The 17,509-nt window shown below is 64.9% G+C and carries 16 protein-coding genes; 8 read left to right on the forward strand and 8 right to left on the reverse strand.

Going from position 1 to position 17,509, the window contains the following annotated elements; translation table 11 throughout:
• The first annotated feature begins 131 nt into the window (after positions 1–131).
• Genes ACRDTL_RS20195 through ACRDTL_RS20205 form a run of 3 tightly spaced genes read left to right on the forward strand, consistent with a single transcriptional unit; the run spans position 132 to position 5,389 of the window.
• A complete protein-coding gene (locus ACRDTL_RS20195) occupies positions 132–1,025 on the forward strand; it encodes a phosphoribosylaminoimidazolesuccinocarboxamide synthase (RefSeq protein ID WP_431508472.1) in 894 nt (297 codons plus the stop codon).
• A 49-nt stretch (positions 1,026–1,074) separates the two neighbouring features.
• Entirely contained in the window at positions 1,075–3,273 is a 2,199-nt protein-coding gene (locus tag ACRDTL_RS20200) for a S9 family peptidase (protein ID WP_431508473.1), read from the forward strand.
• 4 nt (positions 3,274–3,277) lie between these two features.
• A complete protein-coding gene (locus ACRDTL_RS20205) occupies positions 3,278–5,389 on the forward strand; it encodes an alpha/beta hydrolase fold domain-containing protein (protein ID WP_431508474.1) in 2,112 nt (703 codons plus the stop codon).
• On the opposite strand, the gene ACRDTL_RS20210 is transcribed toward ACRDTL_RS20205, so the two are convergent.
• The 3 genes from ACRDTL_RS20210 to ACRDTL_RS20220 form a co-directional block, all read right to left on the reverse strand.
• Positions 5,379–5,828, reverse strand: a complete 450-nt coding sequence (locus ACRDTL_RS20210; protein WP_431508475.1) for a DoxX family protein — start codon at positions 5,826–5,828, stop codon at positions 5,379–5,381. The two genes, ACRDTL_RS20205 and ACRDTL_RS20210, sit on opposite strands and share 11 nt — an antisense overlap.
• A 40-nt stretch (positions 5,829–5,868) precedes the next feature.
• Positions 5,869–7,572, reverse strand: a complete 1,704-nt coding sequence (locus ACRDTL_RS20215) for a DHA2 family efflux MFS transporter permease subunit (RefSeq protein ID WP_431508476.1) — start codon at positions 7,570–7,572, stop codon at positions 5,869–5,871.
• Between the two features lie 63 nt (positions 7,573–7,635).
• Positions 7,636–9,204 carry a DHA2 family efflux MFS transporter permease subunit gene (locus tag ACRDTL_RS20220; RefSeq protein ID WP_431508477.1) on the reverse strand — a complete coding sequence of 523 codons (1,569 nt, stop codon included), beginning with the start codon at positions 9,202–9,204 and terminating at the stop codon, positions 7,636–7,638.
• A 118-nt stretch (positions 9,205–9,322) separates the two neighbouring features.
• On the opposite strand from ACRDTL_RS20220, the gene ACRDTL_RS20225 reads away from it, so the two are divergent.
• Positions 9,323–10,027 carry a DUF2334 domain-containing protein gene (locus tag ACRDTL_RS20225; RefSeq protein WP_431508478.1) on the forward strand — a complete coding sequence of 235 codons (705 nt, stop codon included), beginning with the start codon at positions 9,323–9,325 and terminating at the stop codon, positions 10,025–10,027.
• Positions 10,028–10,033: 6 nt separating this feature from the next.
• Positions 10,034–11,692, forward strand: a complete 1,659-nt coding sequence (locus ACRDTL_RS20230) for an FAD-binding dehydrogenase (protein WP_431508479.1) — start codon at positions 10,034–10,036, stop codon at positions 11,690–11,692.
• Between the two features lie 67 nt (positions 11,693–11,759).
• On the opposite strand, the gene ACRDTL_RS20235 is transcribed toward ACRDTL_RS20230, so the two are convergent.
• Complete coding sequence (locus ACRDTL_RS20235) at positions 11,760–12,398, reverse strand: MBL fold metallo-hydrolase (protein ID WP_431508480.1); 639 nt, start codon at positions 12,396–12,398, stop codon at positions 11,760–11,762.
• A gap of 33 nt (positions 12,399–12,431) precedes the next feature.
• Between ACRDTL_RS20235 and ACRDTL_RS20240 the strand changes: the two genes are divergently transcribed.
• The 3 genes from ACRDTL_RS20240 to purQ are packed head-to-tail and all read left to right on the forward strand — an operon-like array spanning position 12,432 to position 14,071.
• Positions 12,432–13,103, forward strand: a complete 672-nt coding sequence (locus tag ACRDTL_RS20240; RefSeq protein WP_431508481.1) for an ATPase — start codon at positions 12,432–12,434, stop codon at positions 13,101–13,103.
• Between the two features lie 57 nt (positions 13,104–13,160).
• Complete coding sequence (gene purS, locus ACRDTL_RS20245) at positions 13,161–13,400, forward strand: phosphoribosylformylglycinamidine synthase subunit PurS (RefSeq protein ID WP_431508482.1); 240 nt, start codon at positions 13,161–13,163, stop codon at positions 13,398–13,400.
• A complete protein-coding gene (gene purQ / locus ACRDTL_RS20250; protein ID WP_431508483.1) occupies positions 13,397–14,071 on the forward strand; it encodes a phosphoribosylformylglycinamidine synthase subunit PurQ in 675 nt (224 codons plus the stop codon). Before purS ends, purQ begins: the two co-directional genes overlap by 4 nt.
• A gap of 9 nt (positions 14,072–14,080) precedes the next feature.
• On the opposite strand, the gene ACRDTL_RS20255 is transcribed toward purQ, so the two are convergent.
• From ACRDTL_RS20255 to ACRDTL_RS20270, 4 genes are all read right to left on the reverse strand, one after another.
• Positions 14,081–14,767, reverse strand: coding sequence for a haloacid dehalogenase type II (locus tag ACRDTL_RS20255; protein ID WP_431508487.1), 687 nt, complete (start codon positions 14,765–14,767; stop codon positions 14,081–14,083).
• 41 nt (positions 14,768–14,808) lie between these two features.
• Positions 14,809–15,477 (reverse strand): TetR/AcrR family transcriptional regulator, encoded by a 669-nt coding sequence (locus ACRDTL_RS20260; protein ID WP_431508484.1) that lies wholly within the window; start codon positions 15,475–15,477, stop codon positions 14,809–14,811.
• Between the two features lie 18 nt (positions 15,478–15,495).
• The gene (locus ACRDTL_RS20265) at positions 15,496–16,215 is read right to left on the reverse strand and encodes a TetR/AcrR family transcriptional regulator (protein WP_431508485.1); all 720 of its coding nucleotides are present in this window, start codon (positions 16,213–16,215) and stop codon (positions 15,496–15,498) included.
• Between the two features lie 68 nt (positions 16,216–16,283).
• Positions 16,284–17,156: an alpha/beta fold hydrolase gene (locus tag ACRDTL_RS20270; RefSeq protein ID WP_431508486.1), complete on the reverse strand. Its 873-nt coding sequence runs from the start codon at positions 17,154–17,156 to the stop codon at positions 16,284–16,286.
• Positions 17,157–17,509 lie beyond the last annotated feature (353 nt).

The following is a 17,509-nucleotide window of genomic DNA, read 5'->3' on the forward strand; positions in this document are numbered from 1 at the left end:
ACACTCGTACGCTGAACCTTCACTGGGGCCTCCCACATCTGTGGCTCTACGGCCAGGACCGAATTCCTAACCGCAACCCACGTTCACATGTGAGCGAGGCCCCAGCCCCCCATACCGTCTAGGCTGACGCGATGCGTCCCGCGCTGTCCGACTACCGACACCTGGCCAGTGGCAAGGTTCGCGAGCTGTACCGCATCGACGACCAGCACCTGTTGTTCGTCGCGACCGACCGGATTTCGGCGTTCGACTATGTCCTCGACAGCACGATCGGCGACAAGGGCCGCATTCTGACCGCGATGAGCGTGTTCTTCTTCGACTTCGTCGAGGCCCCCAACCACCTGGCCGGCCCGCCGGACGACCCGCGCATTCCGGACGAGGTGCTCGGCCGCGCGCTGGTGGTGCGGGAGCTGGAGATGATGCCGGTGGAGTGTGTCGCCCGCGGCTACCTGACCGGTTCAGGACTGCTGGACTACCAGCAGAACGGCAAACTCTGCGGAATCCCGTTGCCCCCGGGCCTGGTCGAGGCCAGCAAATTCCCTACGCCGTTGTTCACTCCGGCAACCAAAGCCGAACTGGGACAACACGATGAGAACATCCCATTTGCCAGGGTGATCGAGATGGTGGGTGCGGTGCGGGCCAACCAATTGCGCGACCGTACGCTGCAAACTTATGTCCAGGCCGCAGACCATGCCCTGACGAAGGGAATCATCATCGCCGATACCAAATTCGAGTTTGGCACCGACAGCCACGGCAACCTGGTGCTTGCCGACGAGGTCTTTACCCCCGACTCGTCGCGGTACTGGCCGGCTGACGAGTACCGGCCCGGGGTGGTGCAGACCAGTTTCGACAAGCAGTTCGTTCGCAACTGGCTCACCGGCCCGGAGTCGGGCTGGGACCGTTCCGGCTCGCAGCCTCCGCCACCGCTGCCCGACGACATCATCGACGCCACTCGCGCCCGCTACATCGATGCCTACGAACGGATTTCCGGGCTGCGTTTCGACGACTGGATCGGACCCGGTGCATGAACCGCGCCGGCGACGATGCAGAGCGCAGCGATGAGGAGGAGCGGCGCACATGAGTCGCGCCGGCGACGCACCCAAGCCGCCGGTCGCCAAGCGGGTGGACAGCCGACGGGAGTTCCACGGTGACGTGTTCATCGATCCGTACGAGTGGCTGCGCGACAAGTCTGACCCCGAGGTGATCGGCTACCTGGAGGCGGAAAACCACTACATTGACCAGGCCATCGCGCACCTGGAGCCGTTGCGGCAACAGATTTTCGACGAGATCAAGGCGCGAACCAAGGAGACCGACCTGTCGGTGCCAATCCGCCGCGGTGAATGGTGGTACTACGCGCGCAGCTTTGAAGGCAAGCAATACGGCGTCCAATGCCGGTGCCCAGTCGGCGATCCCGATGACTGGCAGCCGCCGGTCTTCGACGAGCACACCGAGATTCCCGGGCAACAGGTGTTGCTCGACGAGAATGTGGAAGCCGAGGGCCATGATTTCTTCTCGCTGGGCGCAGCCAGCGTCAGCCCCGACGGCAATGTCCTCGCCTATTCCATCGACGTGGTCGGCGACGAGCGGTATACCCTGCGGTTCAGAGACTTACGCACCGGAGATCAATATTCCGACGTGATCGTCGGTATTGGTGCGGGAGCGACCTGGGCGACCGACAACCACACCGTTTACTACGTGACCCTGGATGAAGCCTGGCGACCCGATACCGTCTGGCGACACCGGTTGGGCTCGGGTTTGCCCGCGGAGAAGGTCTATCACGAAACCGACGAGCGGTTTTGGCTCGCGGTGGGACGCACCCGCAGCGACGCATACGTGCTGATCGCCGCCGGCTCTGCCATCACCTCCGAGTTGCGCTACGCCGACGCCGCCGACCCGCACGCCGAGTTCACCACGGTGTGGCCGCGTCGCGAGGGTGTCGAATACTCGGTGGAGCATGCCGTCGTCGGCGGGCAGGATCGTTTCCTGATTCTGCACAACGACGGTGCGGTGAACTTCACGTTGGTCGAGGCGCCGGTCAGCGATCCGGCGGCGCAGCACACGCTGATCGGCCATCGTGACGATGTTCGGCTCGACGCGGCGGACGCCTTCGGGCGTCATCTGGTGGTCAGCTATCGACGCGAGGCGCTGCCGCGGATCCAGCTATGGCCCATCGGTGACGATGGCCAGTACGGACAGCCCGAAGAGATCGCATTCGACTCGGAGCTGATGTCGGTAGGTCTGGGCGCCAACCCCGCGTGGGCCTCACCTAAACTGCGGATCGGCACGGGATCATTCGTTACCCCGATACAGATCTACGACGTCGACCTGGCCACCGGCGAACGTACCCTGCTGCGAGAGCAGCCAGTGCTCGGCGGCTACCGGCGCGAGGACTACGTGGAACGGCGCCAATGGGCGTACGGCGCCGACGGCACCCGGATCCCGGTGTCTATCGTGCACCGCGCGGGGATCGAGTTCCCCGCGCCGACACTGCTTTACGGCTACGGCGCGTACGAGATGTGCGAAGACCCGCGATTCTCTATTGCACGGCTGTCGCTGCTGGACCGCGGCATGGTGTTCGCGATCGCGCACGTTCGCGGCGGTGGTGAGATGGGCCGGTTGTGGTACGAGCACGGTAAGCTGCTGGAGAAGAAGAACAGCTTCATCGACTTCATCTCGGCTGCACAGTATTTGGTGGATTCCGGCCTGACTCAGCCGGATAAGTTGGTGGCTGTGGGCGGCAGTGCGGGCGGGCTGCTTGTCGGTGCGGTGGCCAACCTGGCTCCGGAACTGTTCGCGGGCATACTGGCGCGGGTGCCGTTCGTTGACCCGTTGACCACGATCCTGGATCCGTCGCTGCCGCTGACGGTCACCGAGTGGGACGAATGGGGCGATCCGTTGCGTGACCGCGATGTCTACTTCTACATGAAATCGTATTCGCCGTACGAGAATGTCGCGGCAAAAAAGTATCCCGCGATTCTGGCGATGACGTCGCTGAACGACACCCGGGTGTACTACGTCGAACCGGCCAAATGGGTTGCAGCGCTTAGACACGCCAAAACGGACGGCAAGCCGGTGCTGCTGAAAACCGAGATGACAGCCGGCCATGGCGGCATCAGTGGCCGTTACGAGCAATGGAAGGAGACCGCCTTCCAATACGCGTGGCTGCTAGCTGCCGCCGACAGCGACCACTACGGCAGCGGCGAGGTGGATGACTTGCAGGTAAGCCGCACGCAAGCTGACGCCCTCGAACCCGAAGCGCGCGATCGCGAAGTTTAGGGCCGTGAAAGCGATTGTCATCGGCGGCGGTATCGGGGGCACCGCCACAGCCCTGGCATTGCTGCGCGACGGTGTCGACGTCGAACTCTACGAGCAGGCCGCGGAGTTCGGTGAGATCGGGGCGGGGCTGCAGATCTCCGCCAACGCCGTGCGGGTCCTCGAGCACCTCGGGGTCGGCGAGGCGCTGCGTGAGGTCGGGGTCGCCGCAGAAGCGGTGGAGTTTCGAGATCTCCGCACAGATGAGCTGCTCCACCAAACCTCGTTGGGCGGCAGCGAGTTGAGCCGGCTCGGTGCGCTGTTTATCCAAGCCCAACGCCCCGACCTGTTGGACATCCTTGCCAGCCGGCTTCCCGACGGCATCGTGCACCTGGGGGAGCGCTGCGTGGGCTTCGACGAGGGCGCTGATCGGGTCACTGTCTTCTTTGAATCGGGACGCACCGCGCAAGGCGAGGTCCTCATCGGTGCCGACGGCATCCACTCCATCGTCCGGGACCGCATGCTGGGGCGCCACGAGCCGGAGTTCTCCAAGATCATCGCCTGGCGCGCGCTGGTGCCCCACGACAAACTCGATCACCTCCACCTCGAGCCCAAATGCCACGTGTGGTGGGGCCCGCACCACAGCGTGGTGTTGTACTGGGTGAGACACATGCGGCTGCTGAACTTCGTGGGCATCGTGCCATCCGAGGAAGCCGAAGCCGAGTCCTGGACCGTCAGAGGCGACGTGCAAGCGATCCGCGATTCCTTCGAGGGCTGCACCGAACGCGTAGCCGGCGTCATCGAACAGATACAAGACCCCTTCGTGACCGGCTACTACTTTCGACGCCCGCTGCCACAATGGAGCGCCGGGCGCGTCACCATCCTCGGCGACGCCGCCCACCCCATGCACCCGTTCCTCGCCCAAGGCGCTTGCCAAGCCATCGAGGATGCGGCCGTGCTCTCGCGGCTGTTGGCCCGCAGCGATCCCGCCGACGTTCCCGCTACCCTAAAGGACTACCAGGACAAGCGGTTTCCCCGCGCTTCGGCCGTACAGCGGTCCTCGATGGACCAAGAACGCGTGTGGCACCTGTCAGACCCGGCCGAGATCGGGTTACGCAACCGGCAACTGCACAGCATGATGGACATCGACCCGCAGTCGCGGGCGCTCTTCGGCTGGATCCACGAACATGATCCGTACCGGCTCGCCGACCGCGGCTACGGCGAAGCCTGGCGCACCCTTGAGCGTCCCGAAGCTCAGCGCGCCTGGAAAATGTGGCACGAACTCGCCACCTCCGACGAAGCGGCGCGCGGTCACCGTGGTCTGCGTGGGGCCTACCATAAATTCCTTCGCCAGCACTTTCCGCCACCCGTCGACGCGCACGTCGAACGGGTAGATGCCGACGGCATCCCACTGGTCCGGGTATGCGCTCGCGCGTCGACGACCCGGACGACGAGGATTCTTCATCTACACGGCGGCGGGTACGTCTGCGGCACGGCGGAAGACTCGACCGATCTGGCCTACCGTCTGGCCCGGGCCACCGGCGGCATCGTCGACGTCGTCGACTACCGCCTGGCCCCCGAACACCCCTGTCCGGCCGCCGTCGAAGACAGTTTGCATGCGTACCAATGGCTGCTCGAGCATGACGGTGTGCGCCCCGGGCAGATCATCCTCACGGGTGAATCGACCGGCGGCGGCCTCGCCCTGGCGACCGTGCTCCTCGCCAAAGAAAGAGGGCTTCGGATACCCGCCGGCGTCGCCGTCATCTGCCCCGTGGTAGATCTGACGCTGCACGGCGCCACGATCGACGCCCGTGCCGACACCGAGCCCATCTGCAGCCGCGAATTCTTGACCAACGTGGCGAGCCTCTACCTGCAGGGCCGCCCTCCCGCCGACCCGCTCGCCTCGCCGCTTTTCGGGGGTCTGCGTGACTTCCCACCTCTGCTGATCCAGGTAGCCGAAAACGAGGCACTCCTCAGTGACGCGGAACGACTCGGGAATGCCGCACGTGCGGCAGCAGTCCGCGTCGACCTTCAGACTTACCAAGACAGCGTTCACGTCTTTCCGCTTTTCGCGTTCCTCCCCGAGGCATCCAAGGCCATCGCCCACCTCGCCGACTTCGCCCGTCACGTCAGGAGCTGACGCCGATCGCGACCACTACCGCAGCGGCCAGGTAGACGATCTCCTCAGCGGTACGCAAGGGCAGCCGCGTCGTCATCGACTTGGGTGGATTTGGCATCCGGGCGGCGTAGACATTGGCCGGAAACATCGCCAACATCAGCAGCAGCAGACACACCGCCGCGACGACTCGAGTGGCGGGAAGCAGCAGGCCCGCGGCGCCCAGCAATTCCAGCACGCCGGTGACGCTGACCAGCGCACCCGGCGCGGGCAGGGCCGGCGGCACGATCGCGATCAGGGCGCCACGCAGCGGGGGTGCAAAATGCGCCACGCCGGTCAGCACGAACATTGCCGCCAAGCCGACGGCGACCGCCTTGGGCCAGCTGTCGACATAGGCGACACCGAGCCACCCGACGATCCGCGCGACGAGGCTGCCCAGCAGCAGCGTGATCAAGGGCGCCATGACCAGCTCCTTCCCCGCCGCCGCGGAGTTGGCGGCATGGTCACTGGCGCACGGGTTTTCGATGTTGTGGCTCAATGACGCGGTCAACCCTCGGATGAAGGCGACCGATCCGATGCGCACGGCCGAACGGATCGCGAAGAGGCTGTTCGGGGGCTGATACGCGAGCCGGCAATGGCGGTTGCTGCAAGACCGGGGCAACCGGATTCTCCGGCAAAAACGCCACCGGGATGAACGCCAACGCGACCAGCACGACCGCCACCGCGAATACCGCGGCGTAGGCGTGGGAAAGGTCGTGCAGCACGTTGCCCGTGAAGTCGGGCGCAAGAACATGACGTGGTAACGCCGACGAGTCAAGCGGAACACCGCGCCTGGCGTCGTCCGCTCGCAGAATTGCCAGTTTGTTTGCGGCGGAGACGTTTTCGCTGCGGTTGAACTGGCTGGTCAGAATCACGGCCATCAGCGCAGTACCCACCGATGCGGCGGCCTGCATGTTGACGGAGATCAGCGTCGAACCGCGGGCCACCTGGTCCGGTCGCAGGACCCGCATCGCCGCCGTCGACAGCGGCACCATGATGCAGCCCATGCCCATGCCGATGATCGCCAGGCCCGCCAGCAATATCGGCCGGTACGGCGCCTGCTGCGACACACCGTAGGTGAAGATGCTCATACCCATCGCGATCAGAACGACACCTGCCGACACGATCCTGCGAGGACCACGTTTGTCCGTGATCGCTCCGGCGATCAGTACGGTCAGCATGGCCCCGAGTCCCTTCGGGATCAGGTGCACTCCTGATTGCAGCGGCGTCTGGTGCAGCACCTGCTGGAGATAGCTGGGCAACAGCAGCACGGCACCGTGCACCGCCGCGTCATAGAAAAACATCCCCGCAGCGGCCAGGGCGACCACGGGGATCTTGAACAGCCGCAGGTCGATCAGCGGATGATCCGCGCGGTACAGAGCGTGGAAGACGAACCCGGTGATCAACCCCAGACCGACGGTCGCCGGCATCCACACGTGGAAATCGGCGACGGTGCCGCGACCGGGAACCGACGACAACCCGTACAAGAACGCGGCCAGTCCGGGCGACAACAGCAGCATGCCGACGAGATCGAAGCTGCCCACGGTTGTCGGCTGGTCCTTGGGGAGCACGATGCCGGCGATGACGAACACGATCAAGCCGGTCGGCACGTTGATGAGGAAGATCCATTGCCAGTCGAGCATGCCGATCAGCCAACCGCCAAGGACGGGACCGCAGACCGGGCCGAGCAGCGTTGGGATGGCCAGCGCCGCCATCAGGCGGCCGAGCCGCCTGGGTCCGGCCTCCCGGGTCAAAATCGTGTACTTCAGTGGCAGCAACATGCCGCCGCCGAGGCCCTCCAGTACCCGGAATGCGATGAGCGCGGTGATATTCGGCGCCATTGCGCATAACAGCGAGCCGCATGCGAAGGCCAGAACCGAGCCGAGGAACAGCCGTTTAGTGCCGACCCGGTCGGCTGCCCAGCCGGCCATTGGGATCACCGTGGCGAGCGCGAGGGTATAGCCGGTTATGGTCCAGGCGACAACCGCCTGCGTGGAACCGAATTGGGTGATGAAAGTGCGCTGAGCCACGCTAACGATCGTGATGTCGAGGATCACCATTATGCGGGCCAGTACGCAGACCCCCGTGATCCGCAGCAGGCCGGCGTCGAGCTTGTCCGGATGATCCCACTCGTCCGGGAGTCGCGGTTTGACGGCACCCTCCGCCACCCGGCCAGCGTACTGACGTTAAGTAGACCCCCCGAGGTACTTTGCTCAGATTGTTTTAGGTCACTAATGCATCAGGGTTGGTGCTTGGTCCGAAACCGAAGCAACCGGCTTCTTGGGCAGAAACACCGCGGGGATATACGCCAACACCGCCAGCACCGCAGCCACCACGAACACCGTGGTGTAGGCGTGCGACAAGTCGTGCAGCACGTTGGTCATGAAGTCGGGTGCCAGGGCCCGACGGGGTATCGCCGACGGGTTGGGCACCACACCGCGTCGCGCTGCCTCCTGTTGCAGAATCGCGAATTTCTCTGCAGCGGAAATGTCTTTGCTGTGATTGAACTGGCTGGTCAGGATTACCGACATCAATGCGGCGCTGATCGACCCGGCGACTTGGAGGTTGACGTTGGCAAGCGCCGAACCGCGCGCTATCTGATGCGGAGCCAGGGATTGCACCGCGGCGGCCATCAGCGGCATCGTCGTACAACCCAACCCCATGCCCATCGTCGCCAGCCCCATGAGCAGGACCGGCAGGTAGTTTGCCTGCGTCGAAACGCCATGGGCGAAGATTGCCATTCCCGCGCCGATCAGCGTGATGCCGAACAGCACGATCTTGTGCGGACCACGCCTGTCCAGCAATACGCCGGCAATCGGCATGGTGAGCATCGCACCGAACCGCTCCGGGATCATGTGCACCCCGGATTGCAGCGATGTCTGGTGCAGCAGCTGCTGGAAGCAGCTCGGGATGAGCAGCCCTGCACCAAAAAGTGCTGCCCCGGTAAGCAACATCGTCGCGTTGGCGGCGGTGACCTCCCGATTCTTGAACAGCCGCAGGTCGATCAGCGGGTGATCAGCTCGGTACAGCGCGTGCAACACGAACCCGCTGATCAGCACCAGGCCGATGGCTGCCGGCATCAACACGTGGGGGTCGGCAACCGTGCCGCGGCCCGGGATGGACGACACCCCGTACAGGAGAGCCGCCAGGCCGGGCGACAGCAGCAGCATGCCGATGACGTCGAACGTTTCCGACGGTGTCGGACGGTCTTGCGGGAAGACGATTGCGGCCAGGATGAACGCGGTCACGCCGATCGGCACGTTGATACCGAAGATCCACTCCCAGCTGTAGGTGTCGATCAACCAGCCGCCCAGGATCGGTCCACCGATCGGGCCGAGCAGCATCGGGATGCCCAGCACTGCCATCAGGCGGCCGATCCGCTGCGGACCTGCCTCGCGGGTCAAGATGGTAATGGCCAGCGGCATCAGCATGCCGCCGCCGAGGCCCTGTACCATCCGAAATGCGATCAGCAGGCTGATGTTTGGGGCCATCGCGCACAGCAGCGAACCCAGTGTGAACGCCAGCACCGACGCCATGAACGGCCGCTTGGTGCCGAACCGGTCGGCAACCCAGCCGGCCAGCGGGATCACCGTGGCCAACGCGAGCGTGTAGCCGCTCATCGTCCAGGCGACGATGGCCTGGGTGGACTCGAATTCGGCGATGAAGGTGCGCTGCGCGACGCCGACAACCGTGCCGTCCATGATCGCCATCACGACCGCCAGGACGCACACGCCGGCTATCCGGAGTAGGCGTCCATCGAGCTTGTCCGAATAGTCGGCGGCGGGCGGCACCACGGGCACCAGCGTAACGACTAGCTAGGTGACCAAGCTAATTTGCGGCAATCGTCTTGACCGCATTGATGCCGACCGGCTGCATGGATTTCACCGTTTAGAAACCTGCGCTGGGCAGACTGGTGACGTGTCTGGAAAGCTGATCGTCTCGGTCTCCGGGATCGGCGAGCGCACGTTGGCTGACGTCGAGGCGTTCTGCGCGGAGATGGACGCCCGCGCGGTGCCGGTGTCGTTGCTGGTGGCCCCGCGGCTCAAGGGCGGCTACCGGCTCGACCGTGATCCACGAACCGTCGAGTGGCTCGCTACCCGCCGCGCCGGTGGCGACGCGATCGTGCTGCACGGCTACGACGAGGCGGCCACCAAGAAGCGCCGCGGCGAATTCGCCACGCTGCCGGCCCACGAAGCGAACCTTCGGTTGATGGCTGCCGACCGGGTGCTCGAATACCTCGGGCTGCGCACCCGCCTGTTCGCGGCGCCGGGGTGGGCGGTATCGCCTGGGGCGATTAGCGTGCTGCCGCGCAACGGCTTTCGCCTACTCGCCGATCTGCACGGAATCACCGATCTGGTCCGGCGAACCACCGTACGCGCCCGTGTGCTCGGCATCGGCGAAGGCTTCCTGACCGAGCCGTGGTGGTGCCGGATGCTGGTGTTGTCGGCCCAACGTATCGCTCGTGGCGACGGCATCGTGCGAGTCGCGGTGACGGCCCGACAATTGCGCAAGTCCGGTCCGCTGCAGGCGATGCTGGATGCTGTGGATCTGGCGGCGATGCACGGCTGCGAACCGGCGGTGTATCAGTGGCAGGCCAATCGGGAGGTTCTCGACGCAGCCTAACCGCTAATGTTTAGCGGCATGAGCGACGCTGACGTCATCGTTGTCGGGGCGGGCCTGGCCGGCCTGGTGGCCGCCTGCGAGGTAGTGGACCGCGGCATGCGGGTGCTGATTCTCGACCAGGAGAACAGCGCCAACCTTGGCGGGCAGGCGTTCTGGTCGTTCGGGGGGCTGTTCTTCGTCGACAGCCCCGAGCAGCGCCGCCTCGGTGTCCGCGATAGTCACGAGCTCGCGCTGCAGGATTGGCTCGGCACGGCAGCATTTGATCGGCCCGAGGACTACTGGCCGAAGCAATGGGCGCACGCCTATGTCGATTTCGCGGCGGGCGAGAAACGCAGCTGGCTGCGGACCCGTGGTCTGCAGATCTTCCCGCTGGTCGGTTGGGCCGAGCGCGGCGGTTACGACGCCCGCGGCCACGGCAACTCGGTGCCGCGTTTCCACATCACCTGGGGGACCGGGCCGGCCCTGGTTGAGATTTTCGCCCGCCGGCTGCGCGACCGCTCGACGGTCCGTTTCGCCCACCGCCACCGGGTCGACGAACTGATCGTCGAGAATGACGCGGTGACCGGAGTGCGCGGCAGTGTCCTGGAGCCGTCGGCCGAACCGCGCGGGATGCCGTCGTCGCGGAAAGTCCTTTCCCAGTTCGAGTTCCGAGCTCCCGCGGTGATAGTCACCAGCGGCGGCATCGGCGGTAACCACGACCTGGTGCGGGCGAACTGGCCGAAGCGGATGGGCCGGGTTCCCGAACAACTGCTCAGCGGAGTACCGGCCCACGTCGACGGCCGGATGATCGGGATCGTCGAAAAGGCCGGTGGCCGAGTCATCAACCGCGACCGGATGTGGCATTACACCGAGGGCATCACCGACTACGACCCGATCTGGCCGCTACATGGCATCCGGATCATTCCGGGGCCCTCGTCGCTGTGGCTGGACGCCAAGGGTAAGCGGCTGCCTGCGCCGCTGTATCCGGGCTTCGACACCCTGGGCACGCTGGAGTACATCGCCCAATCCGGCTACGACTACACCTGGTTCGTGTTGAACGCCAAGATCATCGCGAGGGAATTCGCGCTGTCCGGTCAGGAACAGAACCCGGACCTGACCGGGCGCAGCGTGCGTGAACTGTTGTCATCGCGGGCCCGTTCGGGCCCGCCCGGCCCCGTGCAGGCCTTCGTCGATCGGGGCGTGGACTTCGTCACCGCGAACTCGTTGCGCGACTTGGTGTCTGCTATGAACAAATTGCCCGATGTGTTGCCGCTGGACTATGCGACGGTCGCCGAGGAGGTCACCGCGCGTGACCGCGAGGTGGCCAACCGGTTCAGCAAGGACAGCCAGATCACCGCAATCCGCAACGCGCGCAGCTATCTGGGCGACCGGTTGGGTCGGGTGGTGGCGCCGCACCGCTTGACTGATCCGAAGGCCGGACCGATGATCGCGGTCAAATTGCACATCTTGACCCGAAAGACGTTGGGCGGGTTGGAGACCGACCTCGACTCACGCGTGCTCACGGCGGACGGCACCCCGTTGGACGGGTTGTATGCGGCCGGCGAGGTGGCTGGGTTCGGTGGCGGCGGTGTGCACGGCTACCGCGCGCTGGAGGGCACCTTCCTGGGCGGATGTATCTTCTCAGGTCGGGCGGCCGGTCGCGGCGCGGCCGGCGACATCGCCTAGCCCCGGCGAGCAGACGCAGAATCGCACGTTTCGTCCCGAAATCGTGCGATTCTGCGACTGCTCGGCCTTAGAAGGTGACCGAGCTTTCCTCGGGCAGCACCTGAAAGTCCGTGTCGGTCATTTCGCTGAGCCGGCCGTGGTAGATGCCGCGGGCGTTGGGCGCGATGATGCCCTGATGGATGGGCACCGCGCGGGCCGGCGCCACCGCGCGCAGATAATCCACCGCCTCGGAGATCTTCATCCACGGCGCCGCCGCCGGAGTCGCCAAGACGTCCACCGGCTCGTCGGGAACAAACAGCGCGTCACCTGGATGCATGAAGCGCGCCGGATGGTCGGCGTCGCCGACCAGATAAGAGAGGTTGTCGATGACCGGGATATCCGGGTGGATGACGGCATGCTGACCGCCCAGCGCCCGGATGGTGAGTTCGCCGACGGACAACTGGTCGCCGACATGTACCACCTGGCACGGCTCACCTAACTGCGCAGCGGTTTGCTGGTCGGCGTAGAGCGTGGCATCCGGGTTGTCCGCACAGAGTGCAGGCAATCGGGTGTGGTCCACGTGATCGGGGTGCTGATGGGTGATTACGATCGCGGACAGCCCGGTGATTCCCTCGAAGCCGTGCGAGAAGTTGCCCGGGTCGAACAGCACACTGGTGTGGCCGAAGTCGGCAAGTAGACAGGAATGGCCGAAATGCGTGAGTTCCATGTTTACGATTGTGCCCGCTAGGGGGTACTTGTTGTGCGGGTGATTCTGGCGACGATGCTGCTCGCGGGTGGAGTGCTTGCCGGCCCGGTGCCGGGGGTGGTGGCGCACGCAGAGCCGGAGGCCTGCCCCCCGGTCTGCGACCAGATCCCCGATACAGCATGGATCGGTTCGCAGGCAATACCGCTCAACTCGACATATCGTTGGCCGTCCCTGGCCGCGGCGGCGGTGCCGATAACCGGGAGGGCGCCACGGTTCCGGTTCGAGGAGCTGTGCGCCACTCCCCCGTCCGCCCAGGACACCCGCGATTCCGCGGTCGGCGCCCGTGCGGTTGTGAGCAATCCGGAAGGGCAGTGGCAGTTGCAGGCCCAAGTCCTGCACTGGCGCGGCGACACCGCGCGTGGCGGCCAGAACGCGACGTCGGTGTTCAACGCTGCCACGGCTGCCCTGCGTGGTTGTCAGCTGGGAGCCCCGGCGCAGTCGCCGTCGGTCACCGTCGATGGACTCAACCGGCTGGCCGCGGTCATCAGCGGGCCGGTGATCATGCACACCTACTTGGTGGCGCACCCGCAGAGCAGCACCGTCAGCGAGCTGACGCTCTGGTCGTCGGCGCCGCCACAGGTGTCCTGGCCGGTGATCTTGGACGACCAGGTTCTGGACGCGATGACCGCGCCGCTGTGCACCGCCTACATCGGTTCGTGCCCGTGAGGCGATCCGGCGGTTGACCGGTAGAGTTGGCGCCGATCGATGTGAGGAGGAACGCCGGTGGCTCGGGTGGTCGTGCACGTGATGCCCAAGGCCGAGATTCTCGACCCGCAGGGTCAGGCGATCGTCGGCGCGTTGGGACGGCTGGGACACACCGGCATCTCGGATGTCCGGCAGGGCAAGCGCTTTGAGCTGCAAGTGGACGACAGCATCGACGACAACGCACTTACCGAGATAGCCGAGTCACTGTTGGCCAACACGGTGATCGAGGACTGGACGATAAGCCGGGAAGCGCAGTGACAGCCCGCATCGGCATCATCACCTTTCCCGGGACACTCGATGACGTCGACGCCGCCCGGGCCGCGCGATTCGTCGGCGCCGAGGCGATCAACCTGTGGCACGCCGACGAGGACCTCAAGGGTGTCGATGCGGTGGTGGTTCCCGGCGGGTTCTCCTACGGCGACTATCTGCGGGCCGGGGCGATCGCCCGGTTCGCGCCGGTGATGGGCGAAGTCGTTTCTGCTGCTGGCCGTGGTCTACCGGTTTTGGGGATTTGCAATGGCTTTCAGGTGCTGTGCGAGGCCGGGTTGTTGCCCGGTGCGCTCACCCGCAACGCGGGTTTGCATTTCGTCTGCCGCGACGTCTGGCTGCGGGTCGAGTCCACGGCGACGGCATGGACGTCGCGGTTCGAGCCGGACGCAGACCTACTGGTGCCGCTGAAGTCCGGTGAGGGCCGTTACGTGGCCCCCGAGCAGGTGCTCGACAAGCTGGAAGGCGAAGGGCGAGTGGTATTCCGCTACCACGACGACGTCAACGGCTCGTTGCGCAATATCGCCGGAATCAGTTCGGCCAACGGCCGCGTCGTCGGGTTGATGCCACATCCCGAGCATGCCATCGAAGCGCTGACCGGACCGTCCGATGATGGGCTCGGCCTGTTCTACTCAGCGCTGGATTCCGTGCTGGCTGCCTGAGCCCACGCTTCAACGTGACGAGTCGCGAAGTTGGTGTGCGAGCTCACGTAGATCATTTGCGATAACGGTCGGTTGTGGAAAGCCCTGCAATCGCAGCGGCGCGTTGCCGGGCCGGGTGATGAGAGCGCCGGTGAATCCCGCAGACTGCGCGCCTGCCGTATCCCACGCGTGGGCGGCGACCATCATGCAGTCTGCCGGCGCCACCGCGAGCTTCTCACACACATATCGGTAGACCGTCGCCGCGGGTTTGAATGCGCGGCACGCATCGACGCTGAACTGCCGTTCGAAAAAGTGGGCCAGCCCGGCGTGTTCCAGCGGCGTCGGGCCATCGGGATTGGGTGGTGAATTCGTCAGAGTAGCCAGCCGGAAGCCATTGTCTCGTAATGCTGTTAGTCCATCTTCTACGTCGGAGTGCGCCGGCATGGTCAGCATGGCGCGTTTCACGTTGTGCACGTCGTCCTCGGTGATGTCCACGCCGTGGATGTTTGCGAGCATCTGCAATACTCCCTGGCCCAGGGTGAAGAAGTCGATGTAGTGCCCCGACAGCGTTACGGTCATCGAGTACATGACGAGCTGGCCGAACCATTCACGCATTGCCCGTGAATCGCCGAAGATTCGTTCGAGAAGGGGCGCGATGGAATTGATGTCGATGAGCGTCTCGTTCACGTCGAACACAAGGACCGATGGAGCGGCAATCATCGTGCCATCATCTACTACGAGACGGGTCTAGCGGTCAGTCAAGGCCTGGGCTTGTGCCGAGAAGACCCCGCCCGGGATCTGCGGGGCGTCGGTGATGCGAACGAACGTACGTAGTCGACAGCAGCATTGAGTGCTGCGCACAGCGGTTCTGGGTTATCGGTGGCGTATGTGAGTAGGGCACTGCCTTGGTGCGCGGCGACCAGCGAGACCGCGAGGTGTCGGGGGTCGGCTTCGGGACGCAGATCGCCACGGTCCCGCATTGCGGTGAGCCCGGCGCGCAACAACTCAAGCCATCGGTCGTAACCTGCAGCGAGATCGTCGTGGGTTTCGTCGTCGGCTTCGATCAGCTCCCCTGCCAGCGAACCGTAGACGCATCCACCCCGACGGTAGAGGTCGTCGACGTCGGCGATGTTCGCGTTGGCCCAGGCTTGCAGTGCCTCGAGACTGTCGAGGGTGCCCAGCTGCCGCTGAGTGTGAAACTCCTCCATATCGTTGCGGCGCGCAGCGATGACCTGGCGGGTCAGATCCCGTTTGTCATGGAAGTAGTGCGAGATCTGCGACCCGCTGACGCCCGCCGTACTGCGCACCTCGTCAATGCTGGTCCCGGCAACGCCACGCTCGAAGATGAGCCGGGCGGCCTCGTCAACGATACGCGCCCGAGTCGCACGTCCCTTGCGGGTAAACCGCGATGTGGCGTCGTCGGACACGGGCCCCCTTGGCGCTGATCAGGCAATGGATTTTGTTGCCGCCGACGGCGGCCGGGCGGCGTTGCGCCGAGTGCGGGGACGGCGTGGTGCTCGGGGGACCCGTTCGGCGGGGTCGGTGGCGAACATGCGCAAGTAGTTGACCGCGAACCGCACCGCGTCGGCATGCGGCCATTCGTCGCGATAGGTGAAGGTCAAGGTCGCACCGCCCTGGTGAGCGCTGACGATAACCAAAGCCAGCTTTCGCGGGTCGGCGTCTGCGACCAACACGCCGTGATCTTTCATCTGCTGGATCGACTGCTCCAGCAGCTCGATCCACTGCCGGTAGCCTGCCGCCAGCGTCTCGCGTGTTGCGGTGTCGGACTTCACGAGTTGCGCGGCAAGCGCGTGATAGGTGGGCGTGCCGGAGTAGCCGATGCGTCGCAGGTAACGCATGTTCAGATCGATCCAGCGCTCGAAGTCGTCGAACGTGTCCAACGCCCGAAGCCTGGGTTGGCGGTGAAAGTCCAGCACCACATGGGTCTGGCGCGCGACGACCGCGCGGATCAGCGCCTGCTTGTCGGTGAAATAGTGGGCAAGTTGTGAGCCGCTCACGGAAGCGGCCTTGCGCAGCGCGTCCATGTTCAACGCCGAGAGACCGTCGCTGAGGATAATCCCGGCGGCCGCCTTCACGATCCGATCGCGGGTCGCACGACCCTTGGCGGTCAGGCGCTGGTCGTCTTGCAGATCGGCGCGAACCATGGCCTCAGGCTAACGCGCGGCCGCTCCCGATTATGGGATATTCAACCCATATGTCTGGGCGAGGATCGTCAGGCGTTGGCGTGCACTTTGGCGAGGAAGGAACCGATCAACCGGGTCACCTCGTCCAGTGCCGACTCCAGTAGGAAATGCCCGCCGTCGAGCAGATGGATCTCGGCATCGGGCAAGTCTTCGCTAAAGGCTTGCGCACCGGCCGGACCGAAGATTTCGTCGCCGCGACCCCACACCGCCAGCAGCGGCACCTTGCTGGCGCGGAAGTATTCATGCACCCGGGGGTACAGCGGTGAATTGCTGGCGTAGTCGAGCAACAGTTTGAGTTGCACCCTGTCGTTGCCGGGCCGGGATATCAGCGCGTAATCGTGATACCAGGATTCCGGGTTGACCAGCGTCTCGTCGGCCACCCCGGTGACGTATTGCCAACGGGTCGCGTCCAAGGTGAGAAATTGTCGTACCGCACCTTCGGTCTCGGCGGTCTGCTCGGTCTGGTAGGCCCTGACGGTTTTCCAGAAGCTCTCCACGAAGCCCACGTCATAGGCGTTGCCGTTCTGGCTGATGATTGCCGTGATCGCGGCCGAGTCACCGAGCGCCAACCGCCACCCGATGGGAGCACCGTAGTCCTGCACATACATCGCGTACCGATCGATCCGCAACGCGCGCAGCAAGCCCTGCGTCAACGCCGTCAGAGCATCGAATGTGTAGTCGAACTGCTCGACGGGTGGGGCGTCGGACAGACCGAAGCCCAGATGATCCGGCGCGATCACGTGATAGCCTCCGGCCAGCGCCGGAACCAAGCCCCGGAACATGTACGAGCTGGTCGGAAAGCCGTGTAAGAGAACCAGCGCGGGTGCGTCCGGATCGCCGGCCTCGCGAAAGAACAGCCGGTGACCGTCGATGGTGAGGTAGCGATGATGAACAGCCGGCATGAGCGATTCCTCCTGAGCCGATGAGCGATTCATGTGTGAACCGCTGCTGCTCGCAGACCGCGCTGAATCGACGGACCATCGCGGTTGCGATTAGCCTTCTGGGTTATACATCCCAGTATGACTCCGGCGCAAGTGCCACACAAGGGCGGGTGCATCCAGAGACCGTCCGGCGCCAACGCGTGACTTGCGAACCTGCCGCGAGCGTGCGCGGTCACGGGGCACTGGCCGGGGCGTGTTCATATGGTCGTTGCAACGTGCCGATGATTTGTGGAGGTTGCTGTGGCAAGGGGTGACTGGATTCCCAGGTCGGTGAGGCGAGAATTTTTCGATTTGGTCTGTGGTGGCATGGCGGT

Origin of the sequence: Mycobacterium sp. (assembly GCF_050700595.1) — a bacterium.
Taxonomy (GTDB): Bacteria; Actinomycetota; Actinomycetes; order Mycobacteriales; family Mycobacteriaceae; genus Mycobacterium.